Origin of the sequence: Methylorubrum sp. POS3 (assembly GCF_043352485.1) — a bacterium.
Taxonomy (GTDB): Bacteria; Pseudomonadota; Alphaproteobacteria; order Rhizobiales; family Beijerinckiaceae; genus Methylobacterium; species Methylobacterium suomiense.
In genome coordinates this window covers 1,961,440-1,973,804 of sequence record NZ_JAPRBT010000001.1, presented here as the reverse complement: position 1 = coordinate 1,973,804, position 12,365 = coordinate 1,961,440, and the positions used below count along the sequence as shown (strand labels likewise).

Sequence of the window (12,365 nt, the reverse complement as noted above, 5' to 3'; positions counted from 1 at the left end):
GGCTCGGCTTTCGCAATCAGGCCGCGAGATGGATCGCGCCGCGACCAAGCACCATCATCCCAGGGTAAATTAAGAAATTTGCACCGAAGATCGGCCTTTGCACGCGTCGATGCAGGTTATACTATTGCAAAATCAAGATTAAAATTCCTTCTTGGATAGGCATAACTGTCGAACTTAGCCAGGAAAATCAGAAAATTCTTCCGGGACAATCTCGCACATGCACCGTCTGATCATCCCCGCCCTCACCATCGTGTTGCTGATGCCGGGCGCCGCCCAGGCCTTGTCGATGACCGATACGCTGCAAGCCTGGCGAGAAAGCTCGGCGATGGACCGCCTTCAGCTCGCCAGCCGCTTCGGCAAATCGTTCGTCGCCGTCAACGAGAGCTTCACCGCCGGCTATTTCGTGAAATGCATCGACGAAGTCGCGGGCTACGCGAACGCCCAGAAGGCCCGAATCGAGGATGCGATGCGCGAATGCGTCGCCTCGCAGCTGCGGATGAAGGCACAGCCGGACGATTGAGCCTCGGGCTCAAATCTCGATCTCGGTCCCGATCTCGATCACTTGAGAGGCTGGCACGCAGAAATGCGCACCGGTGCGCTCGGCGTTGTTCTGCATCACCGCGAACAGGGCCTCGCGCCAATCCGACATGCCGTGGCGGTCGGAGACCGGGATGATGGTTTCGTGTCCGACGAAGACGGTCAGGTCCTCGACGAAATCCTCCGGCAATTGGCCCGAGGCGACCGCGCAGCGCAGGCCCTCTGGGACCGAGGCGGATTGCATGAAACCGTAGCGCAGGATCACGCGGTGGATGTCGGGGGTGATCGCGCTGACCTCCGCCCGCTCGCTCGGCGGCACGGTCGGCGTCTCCTCGAACAGGGCGGTGACGATCAGGACGCGGGTATGGAGCGCGCCGAGACGGTCGACCACCCGCACCATCGGCAGCGGGATTCCGTGCGTGGCCGAGGACAGGAAGGCGGCGGAGCCCGGCAAGGTGATGGGCGGGTCGGTGCGCAGGCGCTCGATGAAGTCGGCCTCCGACGGGCGCTGGTTGATCCGCGCCTCCTCCATGCAATGGTTGCCCTTGCGCCAAGTCAGCATCAGGAACGCGACCGCGCCGGCCAGCACCAGGGGAAACCAGCCGCCCTCGACGATCTTCACGCTGTTGGCCGAGAGGAAGATCAGGTCGATCAGGAGGAAGAAGCCGTTGACCGCGATGACGGCGGGCAGGGCGTAGCCCCATTTGCGGGCGACGAGTGCGGCGAGCAGGGTCGTGATCGCCATCAGGAGGGACACGGCGATGCCGTAGGCGCCGGCGAGCGCGTCGGAGGAACGGAAGATCACCACCGCCGCGAGGGTGGCGGCGGCCAAGAGCCAATTCACCGTCGGCACGTAGATCTGGCCGCGCTCGTCGGGCGCGGTGTGGACGACACGCATCGGCGGCAGGAAGCCGAGCTGCACCGATTGCTGGGTCAGCGAGAACACGCCCGAGATGATCGCCTGCGAGGCGATGACGGTGGCGAGGGTCGCCAGCCCGATCAGCGGGTAATGTGCCCAGTCCGGTGCCAGGCGGTAGAACGGGTTCTCCGCCGCGGAGGGATCGGCGAGCAGGATCGCGCCCTGACCGAAATAATGGATCATCAGCGCGGGCAGCACGAGGCCGAACCACGCGGCCCGGATCGCCTTGGCACCGAAATGGCCGAGATCGGCATACATCGCCTCGCCGCCGGTGACGGCGAGGAAGGCGGCCCCCAGCATGGCGAAGCCGACGCCGAGCCCGGCATGACCGACGAACTCCACCGCCGCCAGCGGATTGATCGCCCGCAGGATCTGCGGCGCCTGGAGGATGCCGCCGATGCCGAGGAGCGCCAGCACCACGAACCAGACCAGCATCACCGGCCCGAAGATGCACCCGATGAAGGCGGCGCCCCGGCTCTGCACCAGGAAGATGCCGACGAGGATCACCAGGGTGATCGGTACGACGTAGCGGTCGAGGGAGGGCGCATCGACCTTGAGCCCCTCCACCGCCGAGAGCACCGAGATCGCGGGGGTGATCGCCCCGTCGCCGTAGAGGAGCGCGGCGCCGACGAGGCCGACGACGAGGAGAAGCCCCTGGCGGGTGCCGGCCTCGGCGTGGCGGGCTCCGAGGAGCGCGAGCATCGCGACGATGCCGCCCTCGCCCTTGTTGTCGGCGCGCAGGATCAGGACGGCATATTTCACCGAGACGATCAGGATCAGCGACCACAGGATCAGCGAGACCGCGCCGGTCACCGCCACCGCCGTGGGTGGCTCCCCGTGGCTCGCCGCCCGCACCGCCTCCTTGAACGCGTAGAGCGGGCTGGTGCCGATATCGCCGTAGACGACGCCGAGGGTGGCCAGCAGCAACCCGGCCCCGAGCCGGCGCTCCGGGCCGTGATCCGTATCCTCCGCGGGCGAATCGTCCGTGGAATTGTCCGTGGAACCGTGGGCCGACGCTGCGCTCAAGGGTGCGCTCCGCGAAGCGTAACCGCTCTCAGGCGGCCCGCTTCAATTAAGCTGCGCCGGACCTTCGTCCAGTGACATCCGCGTCACCGATCGCCCGAAGTCACCGCCCCCGCGGCGGAACGGGCTCCGGGGCGGCCTTCTCCTGACTTGGCTTGTCCTGATTTGGCTTGTCCTGTCCCATCTTCTCCTGCCCCGACCGATCGCGCAGGCGGGCGAGCCCGGCGGAGATCCGATCGGCGATGCGCCCCCGCAGATCCTCGGACAATTCGATATCGGTGAGTCGCCAGCCCCAATCGTGCAGGCGCATGCGGATGCGGAACTGCTCCTGGCGCGGACGATCCGGCGGCACGGCGATGACCACGGAGCGGAAGCCGCGCATCTCGGAAGCGAGGTAGTAGCGCAGGGCTCGGGCGGCATCGGGGATGCGCAGGCCGTCCCGGCGATCGTGCCGATTGGTGGCCTCCGGGAGGTCGAGCGCCTGCGGCCAGCCGTCATCGAGGAGATCGACCACGTTCTGCGGCGTCACCAGGGCCTCGGTCACCGGCAGCGCCAGGGCCGCCGCCGCATCGGCGAGGCGTTGCCGCTCCCGTGGCTCGGCGGCACCCTCGGCGCGGATCGCGGCCGAGACCTGCTTGGCCAGGGAGAGGCGCAGGGTGCGAAAATTGACGCGCTGCGCCACCGCGGCGACGTCGCCCGTCTGCACCGCCTGAGCGAGGCCGTAGAGCGACCAGAACGGCGTCAGGGTGTAGGCGAACCAGCCGAGGGCCGCCAGGAGTGGGATCGTCCACCAGCGCATCGTCAGCTGCGGGCGCGCCCTTGCTTCACGACGCGTCCCCCGCCGCGTGCCAACCCGTCAGACCGGCAAACGCCGCGACGACCCCCTCATAGACCGGCCGCTTGAACGGAATGATGAGGCCCGGCAGCGCTTCCAGGTGCTCCCAGCGCCACGCATCGAATTCGGGCTTGTGGTGACCGCCGCCGGGGGCATCGACGTCGATCACGTCCTCGCTCCCGGTCAGACCGAAGGCGAACCATTTCTGGCGCTGACCGCGGTAGCGGCCCTTCCAGGCCTGCTTCATCACGTCGACCGGCAGATCGTAGGCCAGCCAGTCGCGGGTCTCGCCCAGGAGCGTCACGGCCTCGGCCGGCACGTTGGTCTCCTCGTGGAGTTCGCGCAGGGCGGCGGTGAGCGGCGGCTCGTCCGGGTCGATACCCCCCTGCGGCATCTGCCAGGCATGGCCGTCGGCCACGTGCTCCGGCCCGGCCTCCGACTTGCGCCGGCCGACGAAGACGCGCCCGTCCCGGTTGAACAGGGCCACGCCGACGCAGGGGCGATAGGGCAGCGCGTCGCCCTCCGGCCGGGACGGAAGGTCGTCGCCGGGACGAGCGTCGCTCGGATGGTCGTGACTCGGATTTGCCATGGCGGCGCGACCATAGGACGGCGCGCGCGCCAGCGGCAACGCCGACCTGATGTCCGGCGGCCGGGATCTCGCTCAGGAGATGGAGAGCATGAGGCCGGCGGCCCGATTTCAGGGAGACGCGCTCGACAGCTTTCCGGCGGCCGGGGCCTGCCGCAGGACCGCGCTGACCGGCACCAGCCGCACGCCGCGGGCTTCGAGGTCGCGGGTCCAGCGCGACAGCCGGTCGATGGTGAGCTGGGCGGCACTGCCCGAGGCCAGCACGAAGCCCTTCTGACGGGCGAGCGCTTCGAGGCGGGCGAGTTCCGCATCGATGGCCTCCGGCCGGGCGGTGGCGTCGATCACGATCTCGGCACGGGCTGCCGGAAGCTTCGCCTTGGCGGCCGACCCCGCGACGAGGGCGCGCTGCGCGGTGCCGTCATCGACGAAGCCGAGGCCGCGCCCGGCAAGCTCCTTCAGCACGGGCTCGAGCGCGCCGGTCTCGCCCGCGAACTTCGCGCCCATCAGATTGACCACGCCGACGATGCCGGGGAACCGGCTCAGCACCCAACTCGTCCGGTCGAGATTCTCGGCGGGGCGGGAGCCGGCGAGCAGGGTCTGCGGCCCGGGATCGCTGTCGGGATAGTCGAACGGCTCCATCGGCAACTGGACCAGGATCTCGTGCCCGGCCTCGCGGGCCCGCGAAGCCACCTTCTCGAGATCGCTGCCATAGGGCGAGAAGGCGAGGCTCACCGCCGCCGGGAGGCGGGCGATGGCGCTCATCGTGGCCGTGTGTCCGATCCCGAGCCCCGAGACCAGGATGGCGATCCGCGGCCCCTGGCCCGGCTCTTCCGGGCGGGCATAGACGTCGAGGGGACGGATCTTGCCTTCACCGATCTTCGGCAGCGGTCCGTTGCGCCCGCGCTCGGTCAGGCGCGGATCGGGGGCGGGGTTCAGGCGGATCTGGGTCGCGTTCGGCACGCGGATGATGACCGGCGCATCGGGGGCCGTCGCACCGGCCGGCCGGAACACGCTGACGCCCGAGGCCTGCTCGACCTCCTGGGCGGATTGGGGAGAATCCGCCGGTTTCGCAGCCGCCTCGGCCACCTGCTGCGGGGCGACCTTCGCGACGGGCGGTGCGGCGGGCTCGCGCCGCTCGATGACGGCGCTGGCGCGGGGCTCGCCGCCCCGCGGATCGCCGAGGAGTGCCACGCCCCCGGCCAGCAGGGCGAGGGCGATGCAGGCCGCACCCGCCGCGTGCGCGGCCGTCGGGCGCGGGAGGCGGCGCAGACCACCGGTCTTCGCCCCGGCCTTGACCCCGACCCCGAGGGGCTTCGTCAGGATATCGTCGGCCGACTCGCTCACCCGCTCTCGCCTCTGGCGACCTTTCGCAGAACCGGCACGGGGCGCGATACGAAAAACGGCCCGCAGCGCCGGTTGTAGCCGGCATTGCGGGCCGTCATGGTTAATCTTTCGCTAATCCCGGCTGCGACCGCGCGGCCGGGTTGCGAAAAATCAGTTCTGGGTCGCCGGCTTCGTCACGTTGGCCGCACCCTTCTGGATGCCGTGCAGGAAGTCGACCGCGGCGATGAGCTGCTTGTCCTTGGCCGGGTCCGGCGGGATGTAGGCCGAAGAACCACCGCGCTCCTCGGTGTCCTTCTGCTTGAGGTGGCCCTTCAGGCCGGCCTCACCCTTGGTCTCGTCCTTGCCCTTCAGATCGTCGGGCACGTCCTGCAGCACCTCCTGATCCGGCTCGATGCCCTTCGCCTGAATCGAGCGGCCGGACGGCGTGTAGTAGCGCGCGGTGGTGAGGCGCAGGGCGCCCTGGCCGCCGAGCGGGATGATCGACTGGACCGAGCCCTTGCCGAAGGAGCGCGTGCCCATGATGGTCGCGCGCTTGTGATCCTGAAGGGCGCCGGCCACGATCTCGGAGGCCGAGGCCGCACCGCCATTGACCAGCACGACGATCGGCTTGCCCTTGGCGAGATCGCCCGCCTTGGCCGAGAAGCGCTGGGTCTCGTCCGGGTTGCGGCCGCGGGTCGAGACGATCTCGCCGCGATCGAGGAAGGCGTCGGAGACCATCACGGCCTGGTCGAGCAGACCGCCGGGATTGTTGCGCAGATCGACGACGTAGCCCTTCAGCTTGTCGTTGCCGATCTCGGTCTGGAGCTTGTCGATCGCGGTCTTGAGACCCTCGAAGGTCTGCTCGTTGAACTGGGTCAGGCGCACATAGCCGATATCGCCGCCCTCGACCTTCGAGCGCACGGGCCGGATCTTGATGATGTCGCGGTTGAGCGTGACGTCGATCGGATCCTTGGCTTCCTTGCGGCTGATCTTGAGGCGCACCGGCGAGTTCACCGGCCCACGCATCTTGTCGACCGCCTGGTTCAGGGTGAGACCCTGGACCTGATCGTCGTCGATCTGGGTGATGATGTCGTTGGCCAGCAGACCCGCCTTCGAGGCCGGGGTGTCGTCGATGGGCGAGACGACCTTGATCAGGCCGTCCTCCATCGTGACCTCGATGCCGAGGCCGCCGAACTCGCCCTTGGTGGTGGTCTGCATGTCACGGAACGCCTTGGCGTCCATGTAGCTCGAATGCGGGTCGAGCGAGGTCAGCATGCCGTTGACCGCCGACTCGATCAGCTTCGACTCCTCGGGCTTCTCGACATAGTCGGTCCGCACCTTCTCGAACACGTCGCCGAACAGGCTGAGCTGCCGGTAGGTCTCGGCGGAGGCCGCGACCGCGCTCGTGCCCGACAGCAATTGCGTCTGGGTCGAGAGAGCCGAGGCACCGATCCCGAGGGCGGCGCCGAGCAACACGAGGGACACTTTGCGCATTATCCGCGAACCTTCTCGCTGGAACTTCTCGCCCACCACGGCTCCGGATCGATGGAGCCGCCGTCTTTCCTGAACTCGACGTACAGGACGGGATCGTTCCGATCATCGTCCCTCTGTGACGCACTCGCCTGCGACACGCCAGCGGGGCCGCCGCCCTCGCCCATGGCAGCCACCGGCTCGCCTGCCAGTACGAACTGGCCGACTTCGACGTTGATCTGGTCCATGCCCGCCAACAAGAGATAGTAGCCGTCGCCCGCGTTGATGATCAAGAGACGGCCGTAGGAGCGGAACGGGCCGGCAAAGGACACCCATCCGTCCGCCGGTGCGGAGACGACGGCCTTCGGCCGCGTCCGCAGCGAGATGCCGCGGGTGGTTCCGCTCTGTCCGTCCGGTTGGCCGAAGCCGCGCACCAGCGTCCCGCTGACGGGCCTGGGCAGATCGCCGCGGGCATCGGCGAATTTCACCTTGGGAGCGAGCTTGGCGGGATCGCGGGCGCTGGCCGCCGCGAATTTCTCCTGCGTCTTGCGCTGCTCCCGCTCCTCCGCCGCCCGCGCCTCGTCGGAGGCGCGGCGGGCGGCGGACAGCTCGTTCTCCATCCGGTCGACGAGATCCTTCAGGGACTTGGCCTGGGTGCCGAGTTCGGTGCTCTTGCGCCGCTCCTGCGTGAGGTCGCTCTCGATCTGCACCTGCCGGGCGCGCCGGGCGGCGACCAGCGCGTCGAGGCGCTGGCGCTCCGCGGCCCAGCCGGCGAGATCCTTCCGCAGGGCCTCGCGATCGGCCGCGATGAGGCCCCGCACCCGGACCAGCTCGGCGAGATCGCCGGCCAGCGTCTCGGCTTCGCCGCGCAGCTCGGGCACCACGGCGCCCAGCAGCATCGAGGTGCGGATCGCCACCAAGACGTCCTCGGGCCGCACCAGAACCGCCGGCGGCGGGCGCCGGCCCATGCGCTGGAGCGCGGCCAGAATCTCGGCAATGACGGCCCGGCGCGAATTGAGCGACTTGCGGATCGCCGCGTCGCTGTCGGTCAGCGAGCGCAGGCGCTCTTCCAGCCGGTTCAGCCGATCCTCGGTCGCCTGGGCCTGCCGGCCGGCATCGAGCAGCGCCGTGCTGAGCTTGGCCCGATCCGAGCCGATCGTCGCGATCTCGGCTTCCAAAGCGGCGCGACTGCCGGCACTCGCGGCCAGCGCGTCCTCGATCTGCTTGAGATTCTGCGCCCGACGATCGCGCTCCTCCTGAGCCTGACGCATGGCGTCGGCATTTCCGCTGCCCTGTCCGGCGCCTTGCGCGTTTCCTTGCCCGTTTCCTGGCCCGGCCTCCTGCGCCCATGCCGGCAGTCCGGCAGCGACCCAGCCGGCCAGGAGGAGCGCCGCCCTCGTCCGGAAATGCCTCATGCGTCGGGATCGCCGCGGTGATAGGGATGGCCCGCCAGGATGGTGAGGGTCCGATAGGCTTGCTCCAGCACGAGCACGCGCACCAGTCCGTGGGGCAGTGTCGCCGCTCCGAAGGCGAGAATATGGTCGGACCGGGCCCGCACGCGCTCGTGCAGCCCGTCCGCCCCGCCGATCACGAAGGCGAGAGCGGGTCGACCCGCATCGCGCCACGCGCCGATCCGGGCGGCGATCCGCTCGCTCGGCCAGTCGGAGCGTCCGCGCTCATCGCAGGCGATCAGCGCGGCGTCCCCCGGCACCAGGGCGAGGATCGCATCGGCTTCCTCGGCCACCCGGTCGGCGGCGCGGCGGGCGCGGGATTCCGGGATCTCGGTCAGATCGCAGGCCGTGACGCCGAGCCCCCGGCCGAGCGCGGCGGCGCGCTCCCGGTAGCGAGCGGTGAGATCCCGCTCCGGCCCGTTCTTCAGACGACCGACGGCGACGACGAGGAGGCGCAAGGAAGGGGGCCGTCCGAGGAGCCACGAGAGACTTCGCGAAGGAACTCGCGACGAGCGGGCCGATAGCACGATCCGTAGCCGGCGTCCCGCACCTGCGACCCCCCCCGATAACGTCCCCGCCGTCGCGGTTCAGCCAGCCAGGGCCTTTTCGATGCTCGCGGCGAACGGCGTGGTCGGCCGTCCGATCAACCGGGAGAGGGCATGGCCATCATCGAAGAGGGCGCCCTCGGCGGCGGCGGCGTCCGAACCAGCGATGAGGGCGGCGAGCGGCGCGGGCAGGCCCGCCCCGAGCAGAATGTCGCGATACGCCGCCTCCGGCAGGTCGCGATAGGCAATGGGGCGTCCGGAGGCCCGGGCGATTTCGGCGGCGAAATCGGCCAGGGTGAAGGCTTCGTCGCCCGCCAATTCGTAGATCTCTGCCGTCCCCTGGCCCGCATCGGTCAGCACGATGGCCGCAGCCTCGGCGTAATCCGCGCGGGCGGCGGCGGCGATCCGACCCGTGCCCGCACTGCCGATGAGGGCCTGATGGGTCAGGGCACTCGGGATCGAGGCCGTGTAATTCTCGGTGTACCAGCCGTTGCGCAGCAGAACGTGCGGGAGACCGGATTCCCGCAGGATTCGCTCCGTCTGCCGGTGCTCCTCGGCCGGAGCAAGGGACGACCTGTCGGCCCGCAGGACGCTCGTATAGGCGAGCATGCCGATACCCGCCCCGCGCGCCGCTTCGATGGCGTTGCCGTGCTGTTGCACCCGCTGCCCGATCTCGTTCGAGGAGATCAGCAGGAGGCGGTCGATTCCCTCGAACGCCGCCGCGAGCGTGTCCGGCCGGTCGTAATCGGCGAGGCGGACGGCGACGCCACGGGCGCGAAACTGGGCGGCCGCCTCGGAATCGAGGTTTCGCAGGCCGGCGATCACGCGATCGGGCGCGATCCGGTCCAGCAGCGCCGTTACGGTCAGGCGGCCGAGCTGACCGCCGGCGGCGGTGACGAACACGGTGGGGGACGTGGATGACATGGGTGTGCTCCGGTCTCTCAGGAGAACAAGGTTCTTATTTGAGACCGGGAAACGCCGTAAGGAGGCACCTTTCGGGGACAAGGTAACCTCGGGGGAACCGATTGATGAGCGATCACAGCGCCACCGCCGGGGCCGCGCTGGCGGCGCAGTTCGCCACGTGGCAGATGCATGCTTGCGGCGCCGAGGGGTGTCCGGTTCGAGATGTCCTCGACCATCTGGGCGACAAGTGGACGACCCTGGTTCTGATCGCGTTGGCTTGTGGGCCGCAGCGCTTCAACGGCCTTGCCCGAGCCGTCCCGGACATCTCGAAGCGGATGTTGACGCAGACCCTGCGCAATCTGGAGCGCGACGGTTTCATCACGCGCCACGTCTTCCCGACCAAGCCGCCGAGCGTAGAGTACCGGCTCTCCGAATTGGGACGGTCGCTGCTGGTGCCGGTGGCGGCCCTGGTCGCTTGGGCCGAGCAGGCGCATCCCGCGATCCGCGAGGCACGGGTCCGCTACGACGAGCTCCCCTCGGCGGTTTAGCCCTCCCCCCTCACGGCCAGGATCGCGCCGCGCCTTGCGGCCGAGAGAAATGGGTATATACCCGTTTCATGGCTGCCGACTCGCCCTGCCTGTGCGCGAACCTGCGCCGCGTCACCCGCGCGGTCACCGCCGCCTACGACGCGGCTCTGCAGCCGGCCTCGCTGCGAATCACCCAATTCTCGATCCTGCGCATCCTCGAACGGCTGGGGCCGGTGGGCGTGACGCGCCTCGCGGCGGAAGCGGCCCTCGACCGCTCGACCATGGGCCGCAACCTCGATCCGCTGGAGCGGCGGGGCCTCGTGCGGCTGACCGTCAACGCCGCCGACCAGCGCGAGCGAGTCGCCGCCCTGACCGAGGCGGGCCGCGCAGCCCTCGCCGCCGCCTTGCCCCTGTGGCGGGCGGCGCAGGCGCGCGTCGAGACCGCCTTTCCACCCGCGGCCGTCGCCGACCTCGCCGGCCGGCTCGCCCGCCTCAATTCCGCGCAAACCGACTGACCGGAGCCCCGCCATGCCGCTCGTTCGCATCGACCTGCCCCAGGGCAAGAGCCCGGAATACCGGCACAGTGTCGGCGACGTGGTCTACGAGGCCATGCGCACGACACTGAACGTGCCGGAGAACGACCGTTTCCAGGTCATCACCGAGCATGCGCCGGGCGGCCTCGTCATCGACCCGACCTATCTCGGAATCGCGCGCAGCGGCGACGCCCTGACGATCCAGGTGACCCTCAATGCCGGGCGCAGCGTCGAGCTGAAGAAGGCCTTCTACAAGGCCGTGGCCGACGGTCTGCACGAACGCGTGGGCCTGCGCCGGGAAGACGTGCTCATCCAGCTCGTCGAGGTCCCGAAGGAGAACTGGTCCTTCGGCAACGGCGAGGCGCAATACGCCTGACCGCCCTCCCTCCGGACCATCGGACAGAGCCCATGCCGCCCTCCCCATCTCCGGCACCCGCGCGCCTGCATTACGGCTGGATCGTCGCGGGCGTGACCTTCCTCGTCCTCTTGGTCGGCGCGGGGGTGCGGGCGACGCCGGGCGTGCTGATCGTGCCGTGGGAGCGGGAATTCGGCTGGAGCACGGCGACGATCAGCGGGGGCATCGCCCTCAACATCTTCCTCTACGGAATGATCGGGCCCTTCGCGGTGGCGATCATCGAGCGGTTCGGCCTGCGCCGCGCGGTCTGCACGACGCTGGTCGTGCTGGCGGTCGGCACCGCCGCGACCGTGTTCATGCGGCAGGTCTGGCAGATGGTGCTGCTGTGGGGCCTCGTGGTGGGAGCGGGCACCGGCATGGTGGCGAACGTGCTCGGCGCCACGGTCGCGTCGCGCTGGTTCGGGCGCCATCGCGGCCTCGTGGTCGGATTGCTGACCGCGAGTGCCGCCACCGGCCAGCTCGTCTTCCTACCCGTTCTCGCCCACCTCTCCGTCGATCAGGGTTGGCGGGTGGCGGCGCTCACGGTCGCGCTCGCCGCGCTCGCCCTGGTGCCTCTGGTCGCGTGGCTGATGCGCGACCGCCCGGCCGATCTCGGCCTGGCCCGCTTCGGCGAGACCGCGATCCAGCCTGCACCGCGGGGTGGGATCAATCCGGCCCGGCGCGCGCTGCAGGGCCTCGCCACGGGGCTGCGCTCGCGGGATTTCTGGCTCCTGTCTGGCACCTTCTTCATCTGCGGCGCCTCGACCAACGGCCTCATCGGCACCCACCTGATCCCGGCCTGCAACGACCATGGCATCCCGGCGGTGACGGCGGCCAGCGTGTTGGCGCTGATGGGCCTGTGCGACCTCGTCGGCACCACCGCCTCGGGTTGGCTGACCGATCGATACGACCCGCGCCGGCTGCTGGCTTGGTATTACGGCCTGCGCGGCCTCTCGCTGATGTTCCTGCCCTATTCCTTCGATCTGAGCGTCTACGGCCTGTCCCTGTTCGCCGTGTTCTACGGCCTCGACTGGATCGCCACCGTGCCGCCGACCGTGAGCTTGGCGGGCAAGGTCTTCGGAGAGGAGAACGCCGCGCTGATGTTCGGCTGGATCGCCGCCGCCCATCAGGTCGGCGCGGCAAGCGCCGCCTGGGCCGCAGGCGCGGTCCGCACCGGCACCGGCGACTATTTCTCAGCCTTCGTCTCGGCGGGGCTCCTCTGCCTCGCTGCCGCGATGATGGCCCTGTTCATCGGAACGCGGCCGCGGGTGGCGGTTCCGGCGGCCGCCTGACATCGACGGGGCGCGAGCCGCCCCCCT

The 12,365-nt window shown here is 69.6% G+C and carries 13 protein-coding genes; 5 read left to right on the top strand and 8 right to left on the bottom strand.

Translation table 11 applies throughout. The features are described from left to right. Nucleotides 1-217: 217 nt before the first annotated feature. Nucleotides 218-520 carry a hypothetical protein gene (locus tag OWC43_RS09410; RefSeq protein ID WP_393956466.1) on the top strand — a complete coding sequence of 101 codons (303 nt, stop codon included), beginning with the start codon at nucleotides 218-220 and terminating at the stop codon, nucleotides 518-520. 9 nt (nucleotides 521-529) lie between these two features. Here the strand turns inward: OWC43_RS09410 and OWC43_RS09405 are convergent, their stop codons facing one another. From OWC43_RS09405 to OWC43_RS09370, 8 genes are all read right to left on the bottom strand, one after another. Beyond that, nucleotides 530-2,383 carry a potassium transporter Kup gene (locus OWC43_RS09405; protein WP_393958531.1) on the bottom strand — a complete coding sequence of 618 codons (1,854 nt, stop codon included), beginning with the start codon at nucleotides 2,381-2,383 and terminating at the stop codon, nucleotides 530-532. 199 nt (nucleotides 2,384-2,582) lie between these two features. Then, entirely contained in the window at nucleotides 2,583-3,278 is a 696-nt protein-coding gene (locus OWC43_RS09400) for a DUF2939 domain-containing protein (RefSeq protein ID WP_393956465.1), read from the bottom strand. Nucleotides 3,279-3,303: 25 nt separating this feature from the next. Beyond that, nucleotides 3,304-3,903 (bottom strand): RNA pyrophosphohydrolase, encoded by a 600-nt coding sequence (locus OWC43_RS09395; RefSeq protein WP_393956464.1) that lies wholly within the window; start codon nucleotides 3,901-3,903, stop codon nucleotides 3,304-3,306. A 108-nt stretch (nucleotides 3,904-4,011) separates the two neighbouring features. After that, complete coding sequence (locus tag OWC43_RS09390; protein ID WP_393956463.1) at nucleotides 4,012-5,244, bottom strand: divergent polysaccharide deacetylase family protein; 1,233 nt, start codon at nucleotides 5,242-5,244, stop codon at nucleotides 4,012-4,014. A gap of 150 nt (nucleotides 5,245-5,394) precedes the next feature. Next, nucleotides 5,395-6,717 carry a S41 family peptidase gene (locus OWC43_RS09385; protein WP_137829738.1) on the bottom strand — a complete coding sequence of 441 codons (1,323 nt, stop codon included), beginning with the start codon at nucleotides 6,715-6,717 and terminating at the stop codon, nucleotides 5,395-5,397. Beyond that, nucleotides 6,717-8,108, bottom strand: a complete 1,392-nt coding sequence (locus tag OWC43_RS09380) for a murein hydrolase activator EnvC family protein (RefSeq protein ID WP_393956462.1) — start codon at nucleotides 8,106-8,108, stop codon at nucleotides 6,717-6,719. Before OWC43_RS09380 ends, OWC43_RS09385 begins: the two co-directional genes overlap by 1 nt. Next, nucleotides 8,105-8,602: a 23S rRNA (pseudouridine(1915)-N(3))-methyltransferase RlmH gene (gene rlmH, locus OWC43_RS09375; protein ID WP_137829740.1), complete on the bottom strand. Its 498-nt coding sequence runs from the start codon at nucleotides 8,600-8,602 to the stop codon at nucleotides 8,105-8,107. The genes OWC43_RS09380 and rlmH overlap by 4 nt, the downstream gene beginning before the upstream one ends. Before the next feature lie 129 nt (nucleotides 8,603-8,731). Next, nucleotides 8,732-9,613, bottom strand: coding sequence for an SDR family oxidoreductase (locus OWC43_RS09370; protein ID WP_393956461.1), 882 nt, complete (start codon nucleotides 9,611-9,613; stop codon nucleotides 8,732-8,734). 104 nt (nucleotides 9,614-9,717) lie between these two features. On the opposite strand from OWC43_RS09370, the gene OWC43_RS09365 reads away from it, so the two are divergent. The 4 genes from OWC43_RS09365 (at nucleotide 9,718) to OWC43_RS09350 (ending at nucleotide 12,338) form a co-directional block, all read left to right on the top strand. Continuing rightward, nucleotides 9,718-10,140 (top strand): winged helix-turn-helix transcriptional regulator, encoded by a 423-nt coding sequence (locus OWC43_RS09365; protein WP_393956460.1) that lies wholly within the window; start codon nucleotides 9,718-9,720, stop codon nucleotides 10,138-10,140. Between the two features lie 68 nt (nucleotides 10,141-10,208). Next, nucleotides 10,209-10,634 carry a MarR family winged helix-turn-helix transcriptional regulator gene (locus OWC43_RS09360; RefSeq protein WP_393956459.1) on the top strand — a complete coding sequence of 142 codons (426 nt, stop codon included), beginning with the start codon at nucleotides 10,209-10,211 and terminating at the stop codon, nucleotides 10,632-10,634. A gap of 13 nt (nucleotides 10,635-10,647) precedes the next feature. Continuing rightward, nucleotides 10,648-11,028, top strand: a complete 381-nt coding sequence (locus tag OWC43_RS09355) for a tautomerase family protein (protein ID WP_393956458.1) — start codon at nucleotides 10,648-10,650, stop codon at nucleotides 11,026-11,028. A gap of 32 nt (nucleotides 11,029-11,060) precedes the next feature. Then, nucleotides 11,061-12,338 (top strand): MFS transporter, encoded by a 1,278-nt coding sequence (locus OWC43_RS09350; protein WP_393956457.1) that lies wholly within the window; start codon nucleotides 11,061-11,063, stop codon nucleotides 12,336-12,338. Nucleotides 12,339-12,365: the final 27 nt, after the last annotated feature.

Coding starts and splice junctions, on each gene's coding strand:
- OWC43_RS09410 (WP_393956466.1), top strand. CDS start 218: ATGCACCGTCTGATCATCCCCGCCCTCACCATCGTGTTGCTGATGCCG.
- OWC43_RS09400 (WP_393956465.1), bottom strand. CDS start 3,278: ATGCGCTGGTGGACGATCCCACTCCTGGCGGCCCTCGGCTGGTTCGCC.
- OWC43_RS09395 (WP_393956464.1), bottom strand. CDS start 3,903: ATGGCAAATCCGAGTCACGACCATCCGAGCGACGCTCGTCCCGGCGAC.
- OWC43_RS09385 (WP_137829738.1), bottom strand. CDS start 6,717: ATGCGCAAAGTGTCCCTCGTGTTGCTCGGCGCCGCCCTCGGGATCGGT.
- OWC43_RS09380 (WP_393956462.1), bottom strand. CDS start 8,108: ATGAGGCATTTCCGGACGAGGGCGGCGCTCCTCCTGGCCGGCTGGGTC.
- OWC43_RS09370 (WP_393956461.1), bottom strand. CDS start 9,613: ATGTCATCCACGTCCCCCACCGTGTTCGTCACCGCCGCCGGCGGTCAG.
- OWC43_RS09365 (WP_393956460.1), top strand. CDS start 9,718: ATGAGCGATCACAGCGCCACCGCCGGGGCCGCGCTGGCGGCGCAGTTC.
- OWC43_RS09360 (WP_393956459.1), top strand. CDS start 10,209: ATGGCTGCCGACTCGCCCTGCCTGTGCGCGAACCTGCGCCGCGTCACC.
- OWC43_RS09355 (WP_393956458.1), top strand. CDS start 10,648: ATGCCGCTCGTTCGCATCGACCTGCCCCAGGGCAAGAGCCCGGAATAC.
- OWC43_RS09350 (WP_393956457.1), top strand. CDS start 11,061: ATGCCGCCCTCCCCATCTCCGGCACCCGCGCGCCTGCATTACGGCTGG.